The sequence below is a fragment of the Cupriavidus sp. 09_S30 genome, assembly GCF_056930435.1.
Window position 1 is genome coordinate 3,726,895 of the sequence record NZ_JBXOWI010000001.1, and the last position, 24,608, is coordinate 3,751,502.

Below are 24,608 nucleotides of genomic sequence, written 5' to 3' on the forward strand. Positions count from 1 at the left end.
GCTCGGTCTGCGGCCGCTTGGCCGGGTTAGTGTTCGGGGACATCGGTCCGGACTCAGGCTCCGGCCGCCTCGGCGGTTTCCGGTCCGACCGCCGCCAGGCTGCGCGCCTGCGCCGCGGCCAGCACATCGCACAGGGCCGCCGCCAGGTGCTGCGCAATCTCCGCCTGCTGCGCCACACCGACAGGCACGCGGTGCGTTCCGCCTTGGCCGTCCGCCACCGCACCGGTGGCGCCCGCGCTCGCCATGTCGACCGTTTCCAGTCCGGCGTAGCCGCAGGGATTGATGCGCAGGAAGGGCGCCAGGTCCATCTGCACGTTCAGGCTGACGCCGTGATAGCTGCAGCCGTTGCGGATCTTCAGGCCCAGCGCGGCGATCTTCGCACCGCGGTGCGGCCCGTCGGACAGGTAGATGCCGGGGGCGCCGGACTTGCGCTCGGCCGCGAGATTATACGCCGCCAGCGTATCCAGCACGGCCTGCTCGATCGCGTGTACCAGCTCACGCACCATCAGCTTGCGGCGGCGCAGGTCCAGCAGCAGATAGGCCACGACCTGGCCCGGGCCGTGATAAGTGATCTGTCCACCACGATCGATCCGCACCAGCGGGATGGCCGCGTCGGGCGCGAGCAGGTGCGATGGATCACCCGCCTGGCCGAGCGTGTAGACCGGCGGATGCTCGACCAGCCAGATCTGGTCGGGGGTGCCGGCGTCGCGAGAGTCGGTGAAGGCGCGCATCGCGTCGAAGCAGGGCTGGTAGTCCTCGCGGCCCCGCTCGATGACTTGGATGTCTTGCATCCCGCAAGTGTAACGAAAAGGGCGGGAGCGCGCCGGCTCCCGCCCTGCAGGACGTCCTGCATGCAGCCGCCCATCCAGCGGCTGGCAGGACGCGGAACGGCGCTCAGGCCGTCTTCGGATCGTCCTTGGCGGGCGTCCATTCGGTGCCGCGCACCAGGCGGCGCACCACGCGGAACAGAGCGTGCGCCACGTCGGCCAGCGTTGCCGCGGGCCGGCGGGCCTCGGCCACCAGCGCCAGGCGCACCGCGCGGCCGGCGCGCGGATCGACGCTGACGACGACCTGGTCGCCGCTTGCCAGCTGCAGGCTGCTGCCGCAGCGCAGCCAATAGTCTTCCGAATCCTTCTCGCGTGTCAGCCACAGATCGGTGCCCGCCGCGTCCTCCACATGCAGCCGCTGGGCGGCGTGGATCGACAGCGACGCGACTTCACCGGGGGCGAGAGTGAACTGGGTCGTTGTGAGCAGGGCTTTCATCATCTTCTCCGTTGGGGAGTGTGCCGGCAGCGCGCCGGTATTGGCCCGGTCTACTCACCAGGCCAGTTATTTCCAGCAATTGCGCTATCCGTGCATTGGATTCTAGTGATTGCCCACGCACCCTCAAAACGATATATTTTCCGTCTACTTGTCAAATTTCCTCACATAAGTATCCTCACATAAAGGGGGTGTCGCCATGAGTTGGAAGGGCATACCGGAAAAGGACCTGCCGCGTGCCTGGCACCGGGAACTGCCGCGCCTGCCGGCGCTCGGCGCGCTGCGCGCCTTCGAAGCCGCCGCGCGCCACGAGAGCTTCTCGCGCGCCGCCACCGAACTGTTCGTCACCCACGGCGCCATCAGCCACCAGATCCGCGCGCTCGAAGCCGAGCTGGGCCAGCCGCTGTTCGAACGCCACGGCAAACGCGTCAGCCTGACGGCGGGCGGACGCGCCTACGCCGAACGGGTACGCGACGCCCTGCTGCAGATCGCTGACGCCACCCGCGTGCTGCAGGCGGGCAGGCGCGACAAGCGCCTGACCATCAGCACCATGGCCTCCTTCGCCGCGCGCTGGCTGACGCCGCGCATCGGCAGCTTCATCGAGCGCCATCCCGAGCTGGACGTCGAACTGCTGTCGTCGAACACGCTGGTGGACTTCGCCCGCGAGGAAGTCGACATCGCGCTGCGCATGGGCAGCGGCGATTATCCCGGCCTCTATGTGGAGAAACTGCTCGACGACGTTTTCTTCCCGGTCTGCAGTCCGCAGTTCAACCGCGGCGATCTCCCCAAGGCGCCGCACGAGATGGCCGGGCTGCCGCTGCTGCGCGGCGAAGGCGATCCCTGGCGGCCCTGGTTCGAGGCGGCCGGGCTGGACTGGCCCGAACCGCGCAAGGGCCTGCTGCTGGAAGACTCCTCACTGCTGCTGCAAGCCGCGGCCGAAGGCCAGGGTATTGCGCTGATCCGTTCCTCGCTGGCCTACAACGACCTGCTGTCGGGGCGCGTTGTGCGGCTGTTCGACGTGAGCATTCCTTGCCCTTGGCTTTTGTACTTCGTTTGCGCGCCGGGGGCGCTGGAGCTGCCTAAGGTGCGGGCGTTTCGGGAGTGGTTGTTGCCGGAGATGGAGGTGTTTCGGGGGGTGTTGAGGAGGTGGGAGCGGTAGGGGGTTGAGGGGCTTCCGGACCGGATTGCTGGCGTCAGGGGTGCTGGCTTGCGGTCTTGGTTGTTTAGGGCAACGGCCTGCTGTTGGATGATCGGGCGTTGGCTTGTTGATGCTTGCGGCGTTGGTTGTTTAGGGCAAAAGCCTGTTTCGACTCCCCTGCGGGGAGCCGACCTACTTTCTTGTCTTGCCAAGAAAGTAGGCAAAGAAGGCGCGCCGGATGCGGCTCAAAACCCCCTCGCGGGCTGGCTGAAAGAGCGGCCGGGCCCCAACTCACATCGCCTTACGGCGATGCTCAGACAGGGGGCCCTCTTCTCCGCTCTTTCAGCCAGCCCGCGAGGCGCCGCATACGGCAGGGTAAAGACGCCACGCCTCGCTGCGCATCGGATGACAGGTGAAGCGCCAGTTTCACTGTCGCTTCACGCTAGAGACCTCAGCAGAATTGGCAGTATCGGGAGCACTCGCCAACCAACGGTTTGGCCGTTCCCTCCCGTTGTGCGGCGCCTCGCGATTTGCCGTGGCCGCCGATGAAGCCTGTCCGCTGTTTGAGCGGCCGAAGGACGCGAGTTCGGACGGGCGCGGCGGCCGCGGCAAATCGCGAGGGGTCTTCGCCGCGCCCGGGTCGCCTTCTTTGCCTACTTTCTTGGCGAGACAAGAAAGTAGGTCGGCTCCCCGCAGGGGAGTCGAAACAGGCCTTTGTCCTAAACAACCAAGACCGCAGGCTAGCCCCCCGAACACCTGCGAGCAGGCCTTAGCCCCAAACAACCAGGACCACCAGAAAACACACCAAGCGCAAGCGCGTCGAAAGCGAAAATCCCCGCGCTAGCTCTCCTCATCCTCAGCCCCCGCCGGCGCAGCCGGCCCCTCCCCCTCAGCAGCGACAGCCTTCCTCGCCCGCGGATGCGCCCTGTCATACACCTTCGCCAAATGCTGAAAATCCAACGCCGTATAAATCTGCGTAGTCGCCACACTGGCATGCCCCAACATTTCCTGCACCGCCCGCAGATCGCCGGAGGACTGCAGCACATGGGTAGCAAAGGAGTGTCGCAGCATATGCGGATGCACATCGGCCGGCACCCCCGCCCGCAGCGCATGCTGCTTCAGGCGCAGCTGCACAGTGCGCGCGGGCAGGCGCCGGCCGCGCGCACCCAGGAACAGGGCCGCGGCGTCTTCGGGCAGGGCGCCCGGCGCCAGCAGCGTATCGCGCACCGCCAGCCAGGCGCGCAGCGCTTCCAGGGCCTTGCTGCCCACCGGCACGGTGCGCCGGCGCGAGCCCTTGCCGATGACGGTGACTTCGGCGCTGGCCAGGTCCAGCCAGCCGGCGGAGCGATAGTCATCGGCTTCGGTGTAGCGCACGTCGAGCTGGACCAGTTCCGACAGCCGCAACCCGCTCGAATAGAACAGCTCGAACACCGCCTGGTCGCGCCGCCCCTCGGCACTGTCGCCGGCCGGGTGTTCCACCAGCGCCACCGTCTGCTCCACCGAAAGCGCCTTGGGTAGAGGCTTGCCCCGCTTGGGCGCGCGCACGCCGTCGACCGGGTTGGCCTGGACACCGTGGCCATGCAGGGCTGCCCACTGAAAAAAGCCGCGCCAGGCCGACAGCGTGCGCGCGATGCTACTGCCGGACAGGCCGCCGCCGTGCAGGCGCGCGGCCATGGCGCGAATATGGGAGGTCTGCAGCGCGGTCAGCGGCTCGCCCGGCGCTTGGCGCGCCGCCTGGGCCTGCAGCACGGACAGGTCGCGTGCGTAGTTGGACAGGGTGTGGGCCGCGAGCTTGCGGCCGGTGGCGAGCCAGTCGAGGTAGGCGACGACCAGCGGATCGGGGGGCGGCGCGGGCGGACGCGGTTCGTCGCCGGCCTGGGGACGTGTCTTGCCGCGGGCGGCGGGCTTGCGGGTGGCCATGCCTCGGTTGCGTGGTGATGCGCGTGGTGGTGCGCGAGGTGATGCGGGTAGCGGCCGGCGCCGTGTTCAGTCGCGCAGGCGGGCCAGCGCCGCGCCGGCGACCTCGCCGATCTGCGCCAGGTAGGCCGTGCCCATGCCGTCGTGGAAGCGCCGCGCATCGGGCGAGCCGAGCACCAGCAGGCCGAAGGCGGCGCCGGCGGCGCCGGGCTCGCGCGCGGGCGCGCGCAGGGTCACCATGGCCAGCGAGGCGATATCGTCGCGCTCCAGCCAGGCGGCGGCCTCGAAGCCGCTGTTCGCGCCGCAGTAAGGCGCGCGCAGGCCGTCGGCGAACAGGCGCACATCCTCGCTCACCCCTTGCGCCACCTCCATGTGCTGGTAGGCCTCGGCCACGCCCCACAGCTTGAGCGCCGCAGCGGGTACGTCGAAGGATTGTTGCAGGCCATCCTGCACCGCATAGGGCAGCGCATGCGAGTCCACCTCGGACAGCAGGCGCAGTTGCCAGCCGTGCAGGCGCTGCTGGGTGCGGTCATTGTCGTGGCCATGGCGCACCAGATCGGCCAGGCGCAGCTCCAGGCCCTTGTTCTTCTCGCGCAGGATCTCCATCTGGCGCTCCTGCAGCGACACCGCGCGGTGGCTGTGCGGGCTCGTCAGCTGCACGGTCGCGAGCAGCTCGGCGTGCTCCTCGAAGAACTGCGGATTGGCTTGCAGATAGACGGCAACGTCTTGGGCGTTCATGGCGTTCTGGCTCGTTGTCTCGCGAGGGAGTGTAGCAAAGGCGGGGCGCCGCGGCGCCCCGCCTCGGGTCGCCCGGGTCACGGTGCGGGCGTCCGGCGCGCAGCGCGCGGACGCCCGCCGGCCTCAACCCAGCTTCTGCTTGAGCAGCGCGTTGACCTGCGCCGGGTTGGCCTTGCCCTTGGTCGCCTTCATCGCCTGGCCGACCAGCGCGTTGAACGCCTTCTCCTTGCCAGCGCGGAATTCCTCGACGGACTTGGCGTTGGCGGCCAGCACCTCGTCGATGATCTTTTCCAGCTCGCCCGAGTCGGACATCTGCTTCAGGCCCTTGGCGGCGATGATGGCGTCGGCGTCGCCGCCCGCCTCGCCCGCCCACATGGCCGGGAACACGTCCTTCTTGGCGGTGTTGTTCGACACCGTGCCGTCGGCGATGCGCTGCAGCAGCTTGGCCAGCTGCGCCGGCTTGACCGGGGCAGCTTCCAGCGCGATGCCCTCGCGGTTGAGCTGCGAGGCCACGTCGCCCATCAGCCAGTTGGCCGCCGGCTTGGCATTGGCCGCGCCGGCCTCGGCCACCACGGCCTCGAAGTAGTCCGCCATGCCGCGCGAGGCGGTCAGCACGCTGGCATCGTAGGCGGGCAGGCCGTACTCGCCGGTGAAGCGCTGCTGCATGGCCGCGGGCAGCTCGGGCAGCGCGCCCTTGACGCGCGCGATCCAGTCCTCGCCGATTTCCAGCGGCATCAGGTCGGGGTCGGGGAAGTAGCGGTAGTCGTGCGCGTCTTCCTTGGTGCGCATCGCGCGCGTCTCGCCCGTGTCGGGATCGAACAGCACGGTGGCCTGCTGGATCGCGCGGCCGTCCTCGATCTCGGCGATCTGCCACTGCACCTCGTACTCGATCGCCTGCTGCAGGAAGCGGAAGGAGTTCAGGTTCTTGATCTCGCGGCGGGTGCCGAATTCCTTCTGGCCGACGGGGCGCACGGAGACGTTGGCGTCGCAGCGGAAGCTGCCCTCCTGCATATTGCCGTCGCAGATGCCCAGCCACATCACCAGCGAGTGCAGCGCCTTGGCGTAGGCCACGGCCTCGGCCGCGCTGCGCATGTCGGGCTCGGTGACGATCTCCAGCAGCGGCGTGCCGGCGCGGTTCAGGTCGATGCCGGTCATGCTGGCGAAGTCCTCGTGCAGCGACTTGCCGGCGTCCTCTTCGAGGTGGGCGCGCGTCAGGTTGACGGTCTTCTCATAGAACTCGCCCTTCTTGCCTTCGACCTGGATGGTGAGGGTGCCGCCCTGCACCACCGGGATCTCGTACTGGCTGATCTGGTAGCCCTTGGGCAGGTCAGGGTAGAAGTAGTTCTTGCGCGCGAAGATGCTGCGCGGCGCGATGGTGGCGCCGATCGCCAGGCCGAACTGGATGGCGCACTCGACCGCGCCGCGGTTCAGCACGGGCAGCACGCCGGGCAGCGCCAGATCCACCGGCGCGGCCTGGGTATTGGGCGCCGCGCCGAAGGCGGTGGAGGCGCCGGAGAAAATCTTGGAGGCCGTCGACAACTGCGTGTGCGTCTCGAGGCCGATCACCACTTCCCATTGCATGGCGGTATTCCTGTTCGTGTCTTGACTATCTTGTGTTCCGCCCGGGCCATCGACCCGCGCGGCGTATTTTTTCGCGTGCTTCCGCGTGCTTTCGCGTGCCGGTGCGCGTGCCTGTTCCGGCCCCTCAGGGATGCGGGCTCGACAGCCAGTCATCCAGCTGCACCAGCGCGGCCTCGCGCGCGACGGGATCGCCGCCCACGGTCACGCCCCGGCCGGGGCGGGCGCCTCCGGGCACGTCGCGCCGCCTGTGCAGCGCGTCGGTGCCGTCGAATCCATGGTAGGCGCCGGGGTAGATCTCCACCTGGAAGCGCGCGTCCGGCTGGCGCACCTTGACGGCATCACGCAGCATGACGCAGCGGGTAGCGGGCGTCCAGTCGTCGGCGCCGCCGATCAGCAGCAGCAGCGGCGAGCGCAAACGGTAGTCGCGCTGCTGCAGCGCCAGGTTGCAGCCCGGATAGAAGGCCACCGCGCGCTCGACCGAGGGCGTGCCCGCGGGCCAGTCGCGGCTCGCGTCGATGGTGGCCAGCACCACCCGCGCGCCGTTCGACCAGCCCAGCAGCATGAGGCGCGAGCCGTCCACACCGGGTTGCTGCGCCAGCCAGCGCAGCGCGGCCAGCGCGTCGGCGCGGCGCGCGGCCACATCGATGCTGCGGCTGTCGGAGCGTTCGCTGCAGACGCCGCGCGGCTTGCCGCGCGCCCCGAAGCTGTCGGGCATCAGTACCGCGTAGCCGCGCGTGGTCAGCCATTGCGCGTAGTCGCGGTAGCGCGCGGCCAGCGCCGAGGCATCCGCCCCATTCCGGCTGTGGAGCCCCTCGCAGCCATGCAGCGCGACCACGGCCGGCACCGCCGGCGCGCGCACGCCGGCGGGTTCCGCCGGCCGGAACCAATAGGCAGGCAGATCCGGCTCGCCAGGCGCGCCTGGCAGCTGCACGGCTTGCACGGCCGACATCGGCTGGATGGCGCCGCCGCCGGCATGGGCATGCACGTGCGCGCCGGCGGCCGCAGGCAGGGCCGCCAGGCAGCACAACAACGCGGCGCGGGCGAGCCGGTGCCGGCCACGCGCGGGCGGCCTGTGCGTCTGCTTCGACCGGCTGGCGTCCATCGGCATCACCTCGTCTGTGCGCACCCGCCGGTACCCGGCTCGAACATCACCGGCCAGGCTTCCTCATAGATGCCCGGCGAGCAGCGCTGCTGGCAATTGGCGTGCGCCAGCGTGACGCGGCGCGGGTCCTGCCAGATCATCAGCTCACAGCTGCTGCCGTCGTTGGCGCGCAGCGCGATGCTGGGCTTCGACTGGACCTGGTGGAAATCGGCCAGCTTGAAGCTGCAGGAACCGCGCTTGCCCACCCACAGCTTCCAGGAAAGCTGCTGCACGTTATTGCTGACCACGCGCAGCTGTGCATCTTCGCGGAAGCCGTCCTCCTCGGTGCGCCGGCAGTCGCCGACGATATCGATCTGCCGATAGGCGATCGGGGTCGGCCCGCCGCCGAAGTGCGGCAGCGGTATGCAGCCGGCCAGCAGCACGGCCAGCAGCGCTGCCAGCGCCGCGCCGGAAGGAAGCCGCCGCGCCGTCATCATGCCCCGGCCGGCCGGCGCAGATGCCAGTCGGTCGCCTGCTGGAAGGCGTGCGCCGCCTGCAGCAGGCGCGCTTCGTCGAAGTAGTTGCCGATCAGCTGCAGGCCCACCGGCATGCCGCCTTCGCCGAAGCCGCACGGCACGCTCATGCCGGGCAGGCCGGCCAGGCTGGTCGACAGCGTGAAGATGTCGGCCAGGTACATCTGCAGCGGGTCGGCGCTCTTCTCGCCCAGCTTCCACGCCACCGTGGGCGCCACCGGGCCCATGATCACGTCGCACTGGCCGAAGGCGCGCTGGAAGTCGTCGGCGATGATGCGGCGGATCTTCTGCGCCTGCAGGTAGTAGGCGTCGTAATAGCCATGCGACAGCACATAGGCGCCCACCAGGATGCGGCGCTTGACCTCGGGGCCGAAGCCTTCGGCGCGGGTCTTCTTGTACATGTCGAGCAGGTCGCGGTACTCGGCGGCGCGGTGGCCGTAGCGCACGCCGTCGAAGCGCGACAGGTTCGACGAGGCCTCGGCCGGGGCGATCACGTAGTAAACGGGGATCGACAGCTCGGTCTTCGGCAGCGACACCTCGACCAGCGTGGCGCCCAGCTTCTCGTACTCGGCCAGTGCGGCGCGCACCGCCTGCTCGACATCGGCCGACAGGCCGGCGCCGAAGTACTCCTTGGGCAGGCCGATGCGCAGCCCCGCCAGCGGCTTGTCCGCGCCGGCGCCTTCGCGCGGCTGGCCCAGCAGGCGGGTGAAGTCCTCGTTCACGCCGCCCTGGGCTGGTGTCAGGCTGGTCGAGTCGCGCTCGTCGAAGCCGGCCATCGCCGACAGCAGCAGCGCGCAGTCCTCGGCGCTGTGCGCCATCGGGCCGCCCTGGTCGAGCGAGGAGGCGAAGGCGATCATGCCGTAGCGCGACACCCGTCCGTAGGTAGGCTTGATGCCGGTGATGCCGGCGAACGACGACGGCTGGCGGATCGAGCCGCCGGTGTCGGTGCCGGTGGCGGCCGGCGCCAGGCCGGCGGCCACGGCGGCAGCCGAGCCGCCGGAGGAGCCGCCGGGCACGCGGCTCGTGTCCCAGGGATTCTTGACCGCGCCGAAGTAGGAGTTTTCGTTGGACGAGCCCATCGCGAACTCGTCCATATTGGTCTTGCCCAGTGTCACCATGCCGGCCGCGGCCAGGCGTTCGACCACGGTGGCGTCGAAGGGGCTTTCATAGTCGGCCAGCATGCGCGAGCCGGCGGTGGCGCGCCAGCCGCGCGTGACGAAAACGTCCTTGTGCGCGATGGGCACGCCGGTCAGGGCGCCGGCCTCGCCACGCGCGCGGCGATCGTCGGCGGCGCGGGCCTGGGCCAGCGTCAGTTCGGGCTTGACGTCGACGAAGGCGTTCAGCGCGCCGGCACGCTCGATGCGGGCCAGGTATTCGCGCGCGAGCTCCTCGGCGGAGACGGTGCGCGCGGCCAGGGCATCGGAGAGCTGGCGCAGGGAAGTCACGGAATCGGCGGAAAAGGTCATGACAATCGGAGTGGCGTCTGGGGTGGCCTGGCGGACCGTGCGGGTCTGGCGCAGGCCGGATGGGCCAAATGGAGCCGGAAGGGCCTGGGGCGCGGGCGGATGTGCCGCCGGCGCACCTTATGGCCTTATTCGATGACCTTGGGCACGAGGTAGAGGCCGCGCTCGACCGCCGGCGCCGGGCGCTGGTAGTCGTCGCGCCGGTCGGCCTCGGTCACCACGTCGTCGCGCAGCCGCTGCGACACGTCGCGCACCGCGGACAGGGGATGCGCCAGCGGCGCCAGGCCGGTGGTGTCGACCGCCTGCATCTGTTCCACCAGCGAAAAGAAGTTGTTGAGCTGCGTCAGGGTCTGCCCGGCCTCCTCATCGCTGATCTCGATGCGGGCCAGGTGGGCGATGCGCTTGACGTCGGAAAGGTCGAGGGCCATGGCGTGCTAGATTGCGGAGCCGATCGCGGCACGGACTGCTGCGCGGGCACCGGAAAAGGTGCCGGGCAGTTCGCTCCGGATCAACAAAAGTTACAGGTTTTTTCGAGGCCAATGCCCCCGAAACAGGGGGAATTATAAGGTATCATTACCTGTTGCCGTTCTTCGGCAACGCCTGCGCCACACGGGCTCACAGCCGGGCTTATAGCCAGTCCCGGCGGTGACGCTGGAGTCACCCTCCAGCCACGCCGCCAGACCTGCCTGCGGCGCAGACGAGGATCCTCCGATTAGGCCCCCCGGCGCACATGCGCCTCCACGCCTTGGCGTGCGACGCTGGGCAATGCTGTGCAAATTTTCTTCAGAACTTTTGCGCGGAGTCTAATCAAAGGTTCCCAGAGGGCTTCGCGCGCGTAGGCGCGCGAGCACAGGTCGGTCTTCCGGCACCCGGAGCGCCAGCGGCGCCCCGGGCCAGCGTTCAGCAACGCGGCCGAGCCGGCAGGAAGCCTTGCACCAATACCCGTACACACGCCCGTACACAAGCATATCGCGGCCGGCACCGCCAACGGCGCCGGCCGCTTCGCATACTCGCGAACCAACACAAGACAGGATTCCTGATGTTCGGATTTCTCCGCAGCTACTTCTCCAACGACCTGGCGATCGACCTGGGCACCGCCAACACCCTGATCTATATGCGCGATCGCGGCATCGTGCTGGATGAGCCCTCGGTCGTGGCGATCCGCCAGGAAGGCGGCCCCAACGCCAAGAAGACCATCACCGCGGTCGGCAAGGAAGCCAAGCAGATGCTGGGCAAGGTGCCCGGCAACATCGAAGCCATCCGCCCGATGAAGGACGGCGTGATCGCCGACTTCACCGTCACCGAGCAGATGCTCAAGCAGTTCATCAAGATGGTGCACGACTCGAAGCTGCTGCGCCCGAGCCCGCGCATCATCATCTGCGTGCCCTGCGGCTCGACCCAGGTCGAGCGCCGTGCCATCCGCGAGTCGGCGCTGGGCGCCGGCGCCAGCCAGGTCTACCTGATCGAAGAGCCGATGTCCGCCGCGATCGGCGCCGGCCTGCCGGTCTCCGAGCCGTCGGGCTCGATGGTCGTCGACATCGGCGGCGGCACCACCGAGGTGGGCATCATCTCGCTGGGCGGCATGGTCTACAAGGGCTCGGTGCGCGTGGGCGGCGACAAGTTCGACGAGGCCATCGTCAACTACATCCGCCGCAACTACGGCATGCTGATCGGCGAGCAGACCGCCGAGGCCATCAAGAAGGAAATCGGCTCGGCCTTCCCGGGCTCCGAGGTCCGCGAGATGGAGGTCAAGGGCCGCAACCTGTCCGAGGGCATCCCGCGCGCCTTCACGGTCTCGTCCAACGAGATCCTGGAAGCGCTGACCGACCCGCTCAACCAGATCGTCTCCGCCGTCAAGATCGCGCTGGAGCAGACCCCGCCGGAACTGGGCGCGGACATCGCCGAGCGCGGCATGATGCTGACCGGCGGCGGCGCGCTGCTGCGCGACCTCGATCGCCTGCTGGCCGAGGAAACCGGCCTGCCGGTGCTGGTGGCCGAAGACCCGCTGACCTGCGTGGTGCGCGGCTCGGGCATGGCGCTGGAGCGCATGGACAAGCTCGGCAGCATCTTCTCGTACGAATAAGGCCCCGGAGCCAACGATGGTGGGTAGCGGCCAGCCTGACATCCCAGGCAATGCCGCGCCCCGCCGCGCCGTCCACCTGCCCCCGCCCGCCGCGATGCCGCCGGCAGCCGGGGCGTCCACGCCTGCGCACGGGTAAATGGATTACACCCCTCCGCCGCTATTCAAGCAGGGCACCTCGGCAGTCGCGCGCCTCGTCCTCTATGTGACGATTTCGCTGCTGCTGCTGGTGGTCGACGCCCGCTTCAACGCGATGAACGTGGCGCGGCAGGTCGCCGCCACCGTGCTGATGCCGATCGAGCGCGTCGTGCTGGTGCCACGCGACGCGATCCGCGCGATGCTCGACTACGCCCAGTCCTCGGCCGCGCTGGCGACCGAGAACCGCGAGCTGCGCGAGCGCGCGGTTCTGGAAGCCGAGGCCTCGGTGCACCAGGCCCAGCTCGAGGCCGAGAACAAGCAGCTGCGCAAGCTGCTCGACCTGCAGCAGCAATCGTCCACCCCCGTGACCGCCGCCGAGATCCTCTACGAGGCCCGCGACCCATACAGCCAGCGCATCGTGATCGACCGCGGCAGCCAGCAAGGGCTGCGCGCCGGCTATCCGGTCATCGACGAGCGCGGCGTGGTCGGCCAGGTCACACGCGTATCGCCGTTCCAGGCGGAAGTCACGCTGCTGACCGACAAGGACCAGGCCATCCCGGTGCAGGTCGTGCGCAACGGCCTGCGCAGCGTGGCCTTCGGCGGCGCCCGCGCGGGCCTGCTCGACCTGCGCTTCATGGCCGCCTCGGCCGACCTGCAGCAGGGCGACCTGCTGGTGACCTCCGGCCTGGACGGGGTGTACCCGCCCGGCCTGCCCGTGGCGAAGATCGCCACCATCGAGCGCAAGGCCGACACCGCGTTCTCGCGCGTGTACTGCGAGCCGGTGGCCGGCGTGCGCGCGCACCGGCAGTTGCTGGTGCTGCGCTATGAGTCCGGCATGCGCGATCTTGTCGCCAAGGACGACGCCGCGCAGCCCGACCCCAAGGCCGCCAAGGCTGACGCCAAGGCCGCCGCGCAGGCCAAGGCGGACGCCCAGGGCGAGGCCAAGGCCGGGCAGAAGGGCGGGCCCCGCGCCGAGCCCCGCACGCCCGCCGAAAGAGCCGCCGAGAAGGCAGAGAAGGCTGCCGACAAGGAGTCCAAGCGGTGACCAATCCCCAATACCTGCTGCGGCCGGTCAACCCCATCTTCATCGCGCTGAGCTTCGTGCTGGCGTTCCTGTTCAACCTGCTGCCCTGGGGCACCACGCTGTGGATCCCCGACATGGTGGCGCTGGTGCTGGTGTTCTGGAACATCCACCAGCCGCGCAAGGTTGGCATGGGCGTGGCCTTCCTGCTCGGGCTGCTGATGGACGTGCATGACGCCCGGCTGCTTGGCGAACACGCCATGGCCTATACGCTGCTGGCCTACTTCGCCATCACGATCCACCGCCGCGTGCTGTGGTTCACCGTCTATACGCAGGCGCTGCACGTGCTGCCGCTGCTGTTCGTCGCGCACGCGGTGCCGGTGCTGATCCGGCTGGCCATGGGCGCGCCGCTGCCCGGCTGGACGGTGCTGCTGGCGCCCGGCATCGAGGCGCTGCTGTGGCCGATGGCCACCGCCTTGCTGCTGGCCCCGCAACGCCGGCCGTCCGAGGTTGACGAGACCCGACCTTTGTAGCGCCGGCCACGTCCGCCGCCCGCCGCCTTTTTCCGCCACCCCGCCCAGGCCACCGTCGCAGTACCATGACCGAAATCCGCAACGTCGAACAGGAAATCGGCCGCTTCCGCATCCGCGTGGCGGCCGCGGCCTTCTTCGCCGTGATCTGCTTCGGCCTGCTGCTTACCCGCTTCGTGTGGCTGCAGTGGTACAAGCATGACCAGTACTCGGCCAAGGCCGAGGACAACCGCATCTCGGTGGCGCCGATCGAGCCGAACCGCGGCATCATCATGGACCGCAACGGCATCGTGCTGGCGCGCAACTACTCCGCCTACACGCTGGAGATCACGCCGTCCAAGCTCTCCGACACGCTCGAAAACACCATCGACGCGCTGTCCAAGGTGGTCGACATCCAGCCGCGCGACCGCCGCCGCTTCAAGCGCCTGCAGGAAGAATCGCGCAGCTTCGAGAGCCTGCCCATCCGCAACCAGCTGAGCGACGAGGAAGTGGCGCGCTTCTCGGCCCAGCGCTTCCGCTTTCCCGGCGTGGATGTGCGCGCGCGGCTGTTCCGCCAGTACCCGCTCGGCGAGTCGGCCGCCCATGTGATCGGCTACCTCGGGCGCATCTCGCAGCGCGACCAGGAACGCATCGAGGCGATGGACGAGGCCAACGATGCCGAGGGCGCCAAGTACGATCCGCGCAAGGATGCCGACAACTACAAAGGCACCAGCTATATCGGCAAGATCGGCATCGAGCAGAGCTACGAGGCCGAGCTGCATGGCCTGACCGGCTTCGAGGAGGTGGAAGTGACCGCCGGCGGACGCCCGGTGCGCACGCTGTCCACCTCGCCCGCCACGCCCGGCAACAACCTGATCCTGTCGCTCGACGTCCGCATGCAGCAGCTCGGCGAGGCGCTGTTCGGCAACCGGCGCGGCGCGCTGGTGGCGATCGAGCCGGAGACCGGCGACATCCTGGCCTTCGTCTCCAAGCCCACCTTCGACCCCAACCTGTTCGTCGAAGGCATCGACTCGAACACCTGGAACGAGCTGAACAATTCGCCGGACAAGCCGCTCTTGAACCGGCCGCTGCGCGGCACCTACCCGCCCGGCTCCACCTACAAGCCCTTCATGGCGCTGGCGGCACTCACCACCGGCAAGCGCGCCGCCTCCTGGGGCTTCCACGATCCGGGCTCGTTCACGCTGGGCAACCACACCTTCCGCGACGACAAGCCGGGCGGCCACGGCTGGGTCGACATGAATGCCTCCATCGTGCAGTCGTGCGACACGTACTACTACATGCTGGCGCGCGACATGGGCGTCAATGCCATCCACGACTTCATGAAGCCGCTTGGCTTCGGCCAGATCACCGGCATCGACATCGAAGGCGAGAGCCGCGGCATCCTGCCCTCCACCGACTGGAAGCGGCGCGCCTACCGCAAGCCCGAGCAGCAGAAGTGGTATGACGGCGAGACCATCTCGCTGGGCATCGGCCAGGGCTACAACAGCTTCACCATCCTGCAGCTCGCCAACGCCACCGCCATCCTGGCCAACAATGGTGTCGCCATGAAGCCTCACCTGGTCAAGGCGGTGGAGGACTCGGTCTCGCGCGCGCGCGCGCTGACGGTGCCCAAGGAAAGCTACCGCATTCCGCTCAAGCAGGCGGATATCGATGTGATCAAGCGCGCCATGGTGGGCGTGACCCACTCGGGCACGGCTGCGCGCGCCTTCGCCGGTGCCGCCTACGAGTCGGCCGGCAAGACCGGCACGGCGCAGGTCTTCTCGCTGGGCAAGAACGAGAAGTACAACCACCACGCGCTGGACGAGCACAAGCGCGACCACGCGCTCTATACCGCCTTCGCGCCGGTCGACCATCCGAAGATCGCCATCGCGCTGATCGTCGAGAACGCCGGCTGGGGTGCGGCCGAGGCCGCACCGATCGCGCGCAAGATGATGGACTACTACCTGCAGGGCAAGTGGCCGGCCGAGCTCGCCGACATTGCCCCGCCCGCGAGCGAGCGTGCCGGCGGCCTGCCGCCGGTCGACACGCCCAGCGTATTCACCACCGGCCGCACGGCGAACGCTGCGACTGCCACTGTGATGGCCAATGCCGGCGCCTCGGCGGCAGCGGCCTCCGGTCCGTCGGCCGCCCCTGCCCCGGCGTCTGCCGCCGCGGGGAGCCCGGCCTCCGCCGTGGCCGTCGCGCCGAGCGTGGCACAACGCGCGGGCGCCGCCAGCATGGCCGCTGCGCTGGACCCCCAAGCCATCGCCCCGGCCGACGCCGAACAAACCCTCGAGCAGCGCATGCAGCAGGCGCTGGGCCACAGCAAGCCCAAGCCCGCCCCTGCGCCGGCGGCCCCCGCGCATGTCGTGCCCCGCCCCGCCGTCAAACCCCGCGCCAAGGCCCCCGCGCCCGAGGCTTCCCGTTGAAGGAGATGCACATGGACCGCCGCCGCGTCATGTCGCTCGTCAAGACGGCGCTCACCGGCTTCGACAAGCCGCTGGCGCTGATCGTCTTCCTGATCTTCGCCACCGGCATCGTCGCGGTCTACTCGGCCGCCATCGACATGCCCGGCCGCGTCGAGGACCAGCTGCGCAACATCCTGCTGTCCTATGCGGTGATGCTCATCATCGCCTACCTGCCCACGCAGACGCTGATGCGGGTGGCGGTGCCGCTCTACACGGTCGGGGTCGCCCTGCTGGTGGCGGTGGCCATGTTCGGCCTGATCCGCAAGGGCGCGCGCCGCTGGCTCAACGTGGGCATGGTGATCCAGCCCTCCGAGATCATGAAGATCGCCATGCCGCTGATGCTGGCCTGGTACTTCCAGAAGCGCGAGGGGGCCATCCGGTGGTACGACTTCCTGGTGGCGCTGCTGCTGCTGCTCGTGCCCGTGGGCCTGATCGCCAAGCAGCCCGACCTGGGTACCGGGCTGCTGGTGATGGCCGCCGGCCTCTACGTGATCTATTTCGCCGGCCTGAGCTGGAAGATCATCCTGCCGCTGCTGGGCATGGTGGTGGTGGCCGTCACGCTGCTGATCAGCTTCCAGACCAAGATGTGCGCGCCGGGCGTGAGCTGGCCCATCCTGCACGACTACCAGCAGCACCGCGTCTGCACGCTGCTTGACCCCACCACCGATCCGCTGGGCAAGGGCTTCCACACCATCCAGTCCATCATCGCCATCGGCTCGGGCGGGGTCACCGGCAAGGGCTGGCTCAAGGGCACCCAGACCCACCTGGAGTTCATCCCCGAGAAGCACACCGACTTCATCTTCGCCGTGTACTCCGAGGAGTTCGGCCTGGTCGGCAACGCCATGCTGCTGGTGCTCTACCTGATGCTGATCTTCCGCGGCCTCTACATCGCCGCCAACGCACCCACGCAATTCTCGCGGCTGCTGGCCGGCGCGGTGACACTGATCTTCTTCACCTATGCCTTCGTCAACATGGGCATGGTCAGCGGCATCCTGCCGGTGGTGGGCGTACCGCTGCCGCTGATGAGCTACGGCGGCACCGCGCTGGTGACGCTGGGCATGGGTATCGGCATCCTGATGAGCATCTCGCGGCAGAAGCGGCTAATCCAGACCTGAGCCCGGCGGCCGCTCCGGCCGCCCCCTATCGCCGTCCTTTCACCACGCTAGCGCCCTCCTATCGGGCACCCGCCCCGCCGCGCTCCCGCATCTCCTCGTCGAGCATCGAGCGCAGCTTGGCCAGTGCAGCCCGATCGCCGTGCGCGGCCGAGCGCGCATACCAGATCCGGGCCTGGCCGGCGTCCTTGTCCACCACGCCGGGCTCGCCCCGCTCGTAGTAGCTGGCGACGATGTACTGCGCGTCGCTGTCTCCCGCATCCGCCGCCCGGCGGTACCAGAGGAAGGCCTTGCCATAGTCGCGCGCCACGCCGCGACCGGTGAAATAGTTGGTGGCCAGCGCCATCTGCGCCTGCACATGCCCGCCCCGCGCGGCCCGCTCATACCAGACATTGGCCTGTTCCAGCGACTTGGGCAGCAGGTCGCCGTGCTCATACATCTCGCCCCAGGTGAACTGGGCGTGGGTCATATCGTTATCGGCGGCCCTCTTCAGCCACAGCAGCGCCTCGTCGGTACGCACCGGCGTGCCTTCGCCGCGCAGCAGCATCATGGCGTAGTCGTACTGCGCCAGGCGGTCGCCCTGCTGTGCGGCACGCATGAAGCCCAGCAAGGCCTGGTCGAAGCGGCCTGCCTGATAGGCGGCCAGCGCCTGCTCGGTCACCGCGCGCGTGGCCGGCGGCACACTTGGCGCTTCCGTGGCGGCGCCGGCATAGCAAGCCAGGGCCGCCAGCCAGCCGGCAGCCAGCCCGGCCAGGCGGTGCCAGCCTGTACAGCTTGCAGAGATGGAGCAATGGGGGGAGCGGGCCATGGAAGACTCCCGGCGGCGCAGGCCAGCAAAGTGGCCAACGCGCCATTGGCGCCACCGCGGCGCCCTTTGCTTCCAGTTTAGAGGAGCCCGCCCGCGGCTGCGGGAGCCGGGCGTGTCCGCTGAATCATTGAAATGGGAGGTGAAGGACACGCCATGCGGGAATCAGCGCTAGGCGCAAAGCGCAGCAATAGCACGGCTATTGCGAGCATTTGCAACGACGCGATGAGCCCGCATGGCGTGGCAGGCACCGACCGATTTCAGTGATTCAGTGGACTACCCTATCGCCCGGATCGTCCTGCCGGCCCGTGCCACGGAAGCAACGGTTCCGCTGCTTTCGGCTGCGGCGCCTCGCGCGGCAAGGCCTGCGCCTCGGCCAGCATTTCAGCCGCGTGCGCCTGCAGCTTGTCCAGGCAGCGCGACAGCAAGGCGGCCTCTTCCTCGTCCAGGCACGAGGCCAGCCGCGTATTGAAATCCAGCGCCCTGGCAAAGGCGGTGTGATAGACCGCCTGGCCCGCCTCCGTCAGCGCGAAGGCCGCGGCCCGGCGGTCGTTCGCTCCGGCCTCGCGGCGTACCAGTCCGCGCGCCATCAGCGCCTGCATCGCCCGGCTCGCCAGCACCTTGTCCAGCCCGGCGCTGGCGGCCAGCTCGGTCAGGCGCGTGCCCGGGCATTCGCCCAGGAAGGAAATCATGCGCCACTCGCGGCGGCTGACTCCCGCCGCGGCGCGCAGATGCAAGGCGCTGGCGCCCAGCGCCGCCCGTGTCAGGTGATAGAGCCGATAGTTGAGGAACTGCCTGAGCGCTGCAGGCCGCTTGAGCGTGCCCGCCGTCCCGCCACCGGCCTGCCCCTGTCGGGCTTCATCCATGCCGCACCCGCAAAATTAGTTGATTAGGTTGATTATATGGGCCGGTGTTAGCTTGGCATCCGCCACCCGGGCAGGAGACATCCCGGGTTGCACGCCCCGCCCGGCACCACATGCGGTCCGCGCAGATCGATCTGCGCAAGGCTTCGTTGGCGCCGCGGGGCGCGTTCGATACATTGGCCGGCCCCGTCCGGACCCGACCCGCAGAGGAACCATGAACCCCGCCAAGCTGCTGCCGCGCGCGCTGCGCGCCTTGCTGACCCGCCCCGCCGCCATCAGCGGCCTCACCGGCCTTGCCTGCGTCACCGCCCTGACAGCGGCCGCGACGCTCGCCGCCCCGGCCGCGCACGCCCAGGGCAGCGACAAGCCCATCCGCATCCTCGTGGGCTATCCCGGCGGCGGCACCTCGGACCTGACCGCACGGCTGATCGCCGACAAGCTGCGCGACACGCTGAAGCAAGCCGTGGTGGTCGAGAACAAGCCCGGTGCCGGCGGCCGGCTGGCGCTCGACTACGCACGCACCCAGCCTGCCGACGGCAGCACGCTGGTGCTGGCCAACAGCGCGGTGATGACCATTGCGCCGCTGGTGTACAGCAAGCTGCACTACGATGCCGTGCGCGATTTCGTCCCGGTGGCGCAGACCGCCAACTTCCAGCTCGCGCTGGCCGTAGGCCCCACGGTACCGGCGAAGACGCTGCAGGAATACATGAACTGGCTGCGTGCCAGCCCGCAGAACAATTCCTTCGCCTCGCCCGCACTGGGCAGCCTGCCCCACTTCTTCGGCCTGCTGTTCGGCAAGCAGCTGGGCGTGGACATGCTGCACGTGCCCTTCAACGGCTCGGCGCCCGAACTGACCGCGCTGATGGGCGGCCAGGTGCCTGCCGCGGTCGATACGCTGGGCGACCTCGCCGAGATGCACCGCGCGGGCAAGATCCGCGTGCTGGCCAGCTCCGGCACCCAGCGCTCGGCCGCGCTGCCCGAGGTGCCGACCTTCGGCGAACTGGGGCACAAGGACATCGAGGGCCTGGGCCGCAACGGCATCTTCGTGCCGGCAGGCACGCCGGCAGCCGTGGTGGCGCGCCTGAACGCGGCCATCGTCAAGGCCATGCAGGCGCCCGACCTGCGCGAGCGCTTCGTCAAGATGGGCCTGGAGCCGCAGAGCGGCACGCCCGAACAGTTCGCCAAGGTGCTGGCGGACGACCGCGCCAAGTGGGGCCCCATCGTCAAGGCCTCGGGCTACACCGGCGACTGAACGGGCCGCCGAGCCACGCCACGCACGCGACCGCGCCAACTTCCTCACCAGAACCATGTCGACCCGCAACATCCTCTTCATCATGTGCGACCAGCTGCGCCGGGATCATCTCGGCTGCTATGGCCACCCGACGCTGCGCACCCGCAACATCGACGCCCTCGCCCGCCGTGGCGTGCGCTTCGACAACGCCTTCGTCACCTCCGGCGTGTGCGGCCCGAGCCGGATGAGCTTCTACACCGGCCGCTACGTCAGCAGCCACGGCGCCACCTGGAACCGCGTGCCGCTGTCGGTCGGGGAAGTGACACTGGGCGAATACCTGAAGGACAGCGGACGCGCGCTGGCGCTGGCCGGCAAGACCCATGTGATGCCCGACCACGCCAACCTGAAGCGGCTGCACCTGGATGGCGGCAGCGAACTGGAACACCTGCTGCGCACGGGCCATTTCGTCGAGGTCGACCGCCACGACGGCCACCATGCCGAGCCGCGCAGCGCGTATGCAGACTGGCTGCGCGCGCAGGGCTACGACAGCGCCGACCCCTGGACCGACTACGTGATCAGCGCCGAGAACGCGCAGGGCGAGATCGTCTCCGGCTGGCACATGCGCAATGCCGGCCTGCCGGCAAGAGTAGCCGAGCCCCATTCCGAGACCGCCTACACGGTGGGCCAGGCCATGCAATACATCGCCGCGCGCGGCGACGACCCCTGGGTGCTGCACCTCTCGCTGGTCAAGCCGCACTGGCCCTACCTGGCGCCGGCGCCCTACCACGCGGCCTACACGCTGGACGACTGCCTGCCGCTCAAGCGGCATGACGCCGAACTGGCAGACCCCCATCCCGTGCTGTCGGCCTACCGCACACAGGAAGAGTGCGCCAACTTCATGCGCCAGGAAGTCTCCGACACCGTGCGCCCGGCCTACCAGGGCCTGATCCAGCAGATCGATGACCGGCTGGGCCAACTGTGGGAACAGATGGAACGGCTGGGCCGCTGGGAAGACACGCTGATCGTCTTCACCGCCGACCATGGCGACTTCCTTGGCGATCACTGGCTGGGCGAGAAGGAGCAGTTCTACGACACCGTGCAGAACATTCCGCTGATCGTCTACGACCCCTCGCAGCAGGCAGACGCCACGCGTGGCAGTGCCAGCGACGCCATGGTCTCTGCTGTTGACGTGGTGCCCACTGTGCTGGATGCGTTGTCGCTGCCGCCGGCCGACCATCGTGTCGAAGGCCGCTCGCTGCTGGACATCACGCAGGAGCGCGACGCCCGGGCGGGTGGCGCCTGGCGGGACTTCGTGGTGTCCGAGCTCGACTACGCCTATCGCGGGGCAAGAGTCGCGCTGGGCCGCCACCCGGGTGAATGCCGGGCCTGGATGGTGCGCGATGCGCGCTGGAAGTATGTCCATTGGCAAGGCTTCCGGCCGCAGTTGTTCGATCTTGCGAATGACCCGGACGAGTTCTTTGACCTGGGGGCAGACGCCGGGCATGAGGCGGTGCGTGCTGCCATGCGGCAGAAGCTGCTGGAGTGGTTCCTTACGCTGAAGCCGCGTGTGACTGTCAGCAATGAGGAGGTGGTGGCGAAGACGAATGTTTATAAGCAGGCGGGGGTGTTTTTTGGGGTGTGGTGAGGATGGTGGCTGCGCTGTAGATTGCCATCGCGTTGCTCGCGGTGCCGCAATTTGTTAGGCGGCGTTGGCTCTTGAACCCAACGACCGTACGACATCCCCCTTCGGGGGCTGCCGGTCACTTTTCTTTGCGTTCTGCAAAGAAAACTAACGAAAAGAAAGCAGACCCTGCCGGGGGCAGAGCAATAAGGCTTTCAGGCGGCATTGCCAGCAGTGGTGGGCGTGTCGCTTCTGCCGGTCTCTGCCGTTCGCGAGGCGGGCCACCACGGATTTGCCTCTGTCCTGAGTTGTATTGCTTTGCCCGTGATGGCGGGCGGTGGTGGTGGTTCGGCCATCTGCCGATACCGGGGCGGAGCGCCACTTCCTTATCGGCGTGGCTGGTTGCATTGCAGGCCTGGGGCTCCCGTGCGGGACGGACAGCAAGCGCAATTGTGTGAGGACTTCAACCCGGGTATGTGCGGGTCGTGGCTGTTGGGGCACCAATCAAGAGTGACACTCCACGTCGACCACTTTGCGTTTCACTCGCGAGGCGCTCGCAAGATCGCCCACGCTTCAAACTGGGGCCACTTCCCTGCAATCAAAACCAGCGCCGCTCGGTAGATAGTGGCCATCCGCCTCGGTAACGGCAGATGGTCGAACCACCATTGCCGCCCGCCATCACGGGCAAAGCAATACAAGTCAGGACGGCCGCAAGGACGTGGTCAGTGGCAACGCGACCGGCAGGGGCCAGCAGAGGCGACACGCCCACCACAGCTGGCGACAACCCAAGCGAGCCTTATTGCTCTGCCCCCGGCAGGGTCTGCTTTCTTTTCGTTAGTTTTCTTTGCAGAACGCAAAGAAAAGTGACCGGCAGCCCCCGAAGGGGGATGTCGTACGGTCGTTGGGTTCAAGAGCCAACACCGCCAACATAAACGCGACACCACGAGCAGCCTGAAGGCAATTCAAAGCGCATCACAACTGCGATCGCCCGCCCTCTCCCCCAACCCCTCTCCCGCAAGCGGGAGAGCAACTGTGTTTCAAGTCAAGGCTGGAGGGCCTGTGAAGCATGCCTGGTTGGATCCCATAGGGCGCCATCCCTGGCCATAGCATTGAGGATGGTCAGCAGCTTGCGCATGCAAGCGACGATCATGACCTTCTTGGGCTTGCCGGCGGCCAGCAAACGCTGCCGGAAAGCCGCGATCGCCGGGTTGTAACGCATCGCCGACAGGGTGGCCATGTAAAGCACCGCCCGCACGTCTGCACGCCCACCCCAGATACATCGGGTCCCCTGGCGCTTGCCGGAATCACAAGCCAGTGGCGCAACGCCAACGAGCTTGCTGATCGCCCGGCGCCCAAGCTTGCCCAGCTCCGGCAGCGCCGCCAGCAATGTCATGGTCGTCACCGCCCCGACACCCTTGACGCTATCGAGCAGCTTGCGCTGCTCCTTGAAGTGCTGCTCGATGTGGTCATCCAGATCCGAGTCGATCTCGGCAATCTGCTTGTCCAGCGTGCGTATCACTGCGCGGATGCTGCGCGCCGTCTTCGGCCCCGCCTTCTCCAGCCGATTGCCTTCGGCCACTCGCATCTCCACCAACTGGCGCCGCCGAATCATCAGCGCCGCCAGCGACTCCCGGTGCGCCTCCAGCGGTGCCGTGAGGTACTTGTGGCGATCCGGATGGCGTGCCAGCACATCGGCAAAGTCGCGCAACCCTCGCGCGTCGATCCGGTCTGTCTTGGCTAACTCGCCCATCGCCTTAGCAAAGTCGCGAGCCTGACGCGGATTCACCCGCGCAACTTCCACTCCTTCTTGCTGCAGCGCCCGTACCAGGCCTCGCTCGTAGCCGCCGGTCGCTTCAACCACAACCAGGTCGACATCGCACGCCTTGAACTTCGCTATCAACTCGCCCCATCCCGACGCCTCATTGCCTACCCGCAGCGACTGATCCATCCAGCAAGCATCAAGATGCTCCTTGGACACATCAATCCCTGCGGTGGGCCGTGGACGCCCGTCATTCGGTTCCCTGCCTTGCGGATGCATATTCAAAATTGGCAACTGTTCGGGTTATACGAAATGGATGAAGCGGACCCGTACGTTGACCACATGCTCTCCCGCGAGCTTCAGGCTCCGAGGGGTTTCAGGTTTGGCGTACCGGTGGCGAAGTTCCGCCCTATCGACAGCACTGTCCTATAAACCTTTGATCTTTCCTTGGCAATAGAACGGCAAATCCTGGCTTCGATTCGGGCTGATGGAAACATACAAGGGGAGCAAACCGGCGCAGTGGCGAATCCCATTGCGCCGGCAGCAGCGTGACGCATCCTATCCCGGATGTCGCCGTCAGCACGCCACCCACCCTCACCCCACAAACCGATACCCCACCCCCACCTCAGTCAACAGATGCACCGGCTGCGCCGGATCCCCCTCCAGCTTCTGCCGCAGGTGCCCCATATAGACCCGCAGATAGTGGCTGCTCTCCGAATGCGAAGGCCCCCACACCTGGCGCAGCAGCTCACGATGCGTCAGCACCTTGCCGCGATTGGCGATCAGCACGGCCAGCAGGCGGTACTCGATCGGCGTCAGGTGCACCGCTTCGCCCGCCCGCGTGACCAGCCGGTTGGCAAGGTCGACCTGCACCTCGCCGAAAGCCACCTGCGCGGTTCCCTGCGGATTGAGCCGGGCGTGGCGCCGCAGCAGCACGCGCACGCGTGCGATCAGTTCGCCTACGCCGAAGGGCTTGGTCAGGTAATCGTCGGCGCCGGCATCGAGCGCGGCGATCTTGTCGCTCTCGCCGGCGCGCGCGGATAGCACCAGCACCGGCACCTCGGTCCAGGTGCGCATCTCGCGGATCAGCGTCATGCCATCGCCATCGGGCAGGCCGAGATCCAGGATCACCACGTCGGGCTGGCGCGTGCCGGCGTCGATCAGCCCGCGCTTGAGCGTGTCGGCTTCGTGCACGCTGCAGCCCTCGCCTTCCAGGGCCTCGCGCACGAAGCGGCGGATATGGGGTTCGTCCTCGACCACCAGCACCGTGGGCGAAAAATCGAATGACAT

Annotated in this window: 21 protein-coding genes; 8 read left to right on the forward strand and 13 right to left on the reverse strand. The window is 68.2% G+C overall.

The window, feature by feature from the left end; genetic code table 11:
• Positions 1-53: 53 nt before the first annotated feature.
• Together lipB and AC1Z3O_RS17460 are read right to left on the reverse strand one after the other, a co-directional pair.
• Positions 54-791 (reverse strand): lipoyl(octanoyl) transferase LipB, encoded by a 738-nt coding sequence (lipB, locus tag AC1Z3O_RS17455; RefSeq protein WP_483516961.1) that lies wholly within the window; start codon positions 789-791, stop codon positions 54-56.
• 103 nt (positions 792-894) lie between these two features.
• A complete protein-coding gene (locus tag AC1Z3O_RS17460; protein WP_483516962.1) occupies positions 895-1,263 on the reverse strand; it encodes a DUF2917 domain-containing protein in 369 nt (122 codons plus the stop codon).
• 196 nt (positions 1,264-1,459) lie between these two features.
• Here AC1Z3O_RS17460 and AC1Z3O_RS17465 point away from each other — a divergent pair, with 196 nt between their 5' ends.
• Positions 1,460-2,419 (forward strand): transcriptional regulator GcvA, encoded by a 960-nt coding sequence (locus tag AC1Z3O_RS17465; protein ID WP_483516963.1) that lies wholly within the window; start codon positions 1,460-1,462, stop codon positions 2,417-2,419.
• A gap of 819 nt (positions 2,420-3,238) precedes the next feature.
• On the opposite strand, the gene xerC is transcribed toward AC1Z3O_RS17465, so the two are convergent.
• From xerC to gatC, 7 genes are all read right to left on the reverse strand, one after another.
• The gene (xerC, locus tag AC1Z3O_RS17470; protein WP_483516964.1) at positions 3,239-4,318 is read right to left on the reverse strand and encodes a tyrosine recombinase XerC; all 1,080 of its coding nucleotides are present in this window, start codon (positions 4,316-4,318) and stop codon (positions 3,239-3,241) included.
• 66 nt (positions 4,319-4,384) lie between these two features.
• The gene (locus tag AC1Z3O_RS17475) at positions 4,385-5,053 is read right to left on the reverse strand and encodes a DUF484 family protein (protein WP_483516965.1); all 669 of its coding nucleotides are present in this window, start codon (positions 5,051-5,053) and stop codon (positions 4,385-4,387) included.
• A gap of 123 nt (positions 5,054-5,176) precedes the next feature.
• The gene (gatB, locus tag AC1Z3O_RS17480) at positions 5,177-6,634 is read right to left on the reverse strand and encodes an Asp-tRNA(Asn)/Glu-tRNA(Gln) amidotransferase subunit GatB (protein WP_483516966.1); all 1,458 of its coding nucleotides are present in this window, start codon (positions 6,632-6,634) and stop codon (positions 5,177-5,179) included.
• A 124-nt stretch (positions 6,635-6,758) separates the two neighbouring features.
• Complete coding sequence (locus AC1Z3O_RS17485; protein WP_483517645.1) at positions 6,759-7,745, reverse strand: dienelactone hydrolase family protein; 987 nt, start codon at positions 7,743-7,745, stop codon at positions 6,759-6,761.
• Positions 7,742-8,209 carry a hypothetical protein gene (locus AC1Z3O_RS17490; protein ID WP_483517646.1) on the reverse strand — a complete coding sequence of 156 codons (468 nt, stop codon included), beginning with the start codon at positions 8,207-8,209 and terminating at the stop codon, positions 7,742-7,744. The genes AC1Z3O_RS17485 and AC1Z3O_RS17490 overlap by 4 nt, the downstream gene beginning before the upstream one ends.
• Positions 8,209-9,714 carry an Asp-tRNA(Asn)/Glu-tRNA(Gln) amidotransferase subunit GatA gene (gatA, locus tag AC1Z3O_RS17495; protein ID WP_483516967.1) on the reverse strand — a complete coding sequence of 502 codons (1,506 nt, stop codon included), beginning with the start codon at positions 9,712-9,714 and terminating at the stop codon, positions 8,209-8,211. Before gatA ends, AC1Z3O_RS17490 begins: the two co-directional genes overlap by 1 nt.
• Positions 9,715-9,839: 125 nt before the next feature.
• On the reverse strand, positions 9,840-10,139 hold the full coding sequence (gatC, locus tag AC1Z3O_RS17500) for an Asp-tRNA(Asn)/Glu-tRNA(Gln) amidotransferase subunit GatC (protein ID WP_483516968.1): 300 nt from the start codon (positions 10,137-10,139) through the stop codon (positions 9,840-9,842).
• A 611-nt stretch (positions 10,140-10,750) separates the two neighbouring features.
• Here gatC and AC1Z3O_RS17505 point away from each other — a divergent pair.
• From AC1Z3O_RS17505 to rodA, 5 genes are all read left to right on the forward strand, one after another.
• The gene (locus AC1Z3O_RS17505; RefSeq protein ID WP_483516969.1) at positions 10,751-11,794 is read left to right on the forward strand and encodes a rod shape-determining protein; all 1,044 of its coding nucleotides are present in this window, start codon (positions 10,751-10,753) and stop codon (positions 11,792-11,794) included.
• Between the two features lie 136 nt (positions 11,795-11,930).
• Complete coding sequence (gene mreC, locus AC1Z3O_RS17510) at positions 11,931-12,974, forward strand: rod shape-determining protein MreC (protein ID WP_483516970.1); 1,044 nt, start codon at positions 11,931-11,933, stop codon at positions 12,972-12,974.
• Positions 12,971-13,483, forward strand: coding sequence for a rod shape-determining protein MreD (mreD, locus tag AC1Z3O_RS17515; RefSeq protein WP_483516971.1), 513 nt, complete (start codon positions 12,971-12,973; stop codon positions 13,481-13,483). Before mreC ends, mreD begins: the two co-directional genes overlap by 4 nt.
• 65 nt (positions 13,484-13,548) lie before the next feature.
• Positions 13,549-15,888 (forward strand): penicillin-binding protein 2, encoded by a 2,340-nt coding sequence (gene mrdA / locus AC1Z3O_RS17520; protein WP_483516972.1) that lies wholly within the window; start codon positions 13,549-13,551, stop codon positions 15,886-15,888.
• 11 nt (positions 15,889-15,899) lie between these two features.
• A complete protein-coding gene (rodA, locus tag AC1Z3O_RS17525; protein WP_483516973.1) occupies positions 15,900-17,042 on the forward strand; it encodes a rod shape-determining protein RodA in 1,143 nt (380 codons plus the stop codon).
• Between the two features lie 58 nt (positions 17,043-17,100).
• Here the strand turns inward: rodA and AC1Z3O_RS17530 are convergent, their stop codons facing one another.
• Together AC1Z3O_RS17530 and AC1Z3O_RS17535 are read right to left on the reverse strand one after the other, a co-directional pair.
• Entirely contained in the window at positions 17,101-17,847 is a 747-nt protein-coding gene (locus AC1Z3O_RS17530; RefSeq protein WP_483516974.1) for a tetratricopeptide repeat protein, read from the reverse strand.
• 278 nt (positions 17,848-18,125) lie between these two features.
• Entirely contained in the window at positions 18,126-18,710 is a 585-nt protein-coding gene (locus tag AC1Z3O_RS17535; protein WP_483516975.1) for a MarR family winged helix-turn-helix transcriptional regulator, read from the reverse strand.
• Between the two features lie 211 nt (positions 18,711-18,921).
• Here AC1Z3O_RS17535 and AC1Z3O_RS17540 point away from each other — a divergent pair, with 211 nt between their 5' ends.
• Together AC1Z3O_RS17540 and AC1Z3O_RS17545 are read left to right on the forward strand one after the other, a co-directional pair.
• Positions 18,922-19,959 carry a Bug family tripartite tricarboxylate transporter substrate binding protein gene (locus AC1Z3O_RS17540; RefSeq protein WP_483516976.1) on the forward strand — a complete coding sequence of 346 codons (1,038 nt, stop codon included), beginning with the start codon at positions 18,922-18,924 and terminating at the stop codon, positions 19,957-19,959.
• Positions 19,960-20,014: 55 nt separating this feature from the next.
• On the forward strand, positions 20,015-21,583 hold the full coding sequence (locus AC1Z3O_RS17545) for a sulfatase-like hydrolase/transferase (RefSeq protein WP_483516977.1): 1,569 nt from the start codon (positions 20,015-20,017) through the stop codon (positions 21,581-21,583).
• Positions 21,584-22,601: 1,018 nt separating this feature from the next.
• Here the strand turns inward: AC1Z3O_RS17545 and AC1Z3O_RS17550 are convergent.
• Both AC1Z3O_RS17550 and kdpE read right to left on the reverse strand, forming a co-directional pair.
• A complete protein-coding gene (locus tag AC1Z3O_RS17550; protein ID WP_483515946.1) occupies positions 22,602-23,597 on the reverse strand; it encodes an IS110 family RNA-guided transposase in 996 nt (331 codons plus the stop codon).
• 315 nt (positions 23,598-23,912) lie between these two features.
• The gene (gene kdpE, locus AC1Z3O_RS17555; protein WP_483516978.1) at positions 23,913-24,608 is read right to left on the reverse strand and encodes a two-component system response regulator KdpE; all 696 of its coding nucleotides are present in this window, start codon (positions 24,606-24,608) and stop codon (positions 23,913-23,915) included.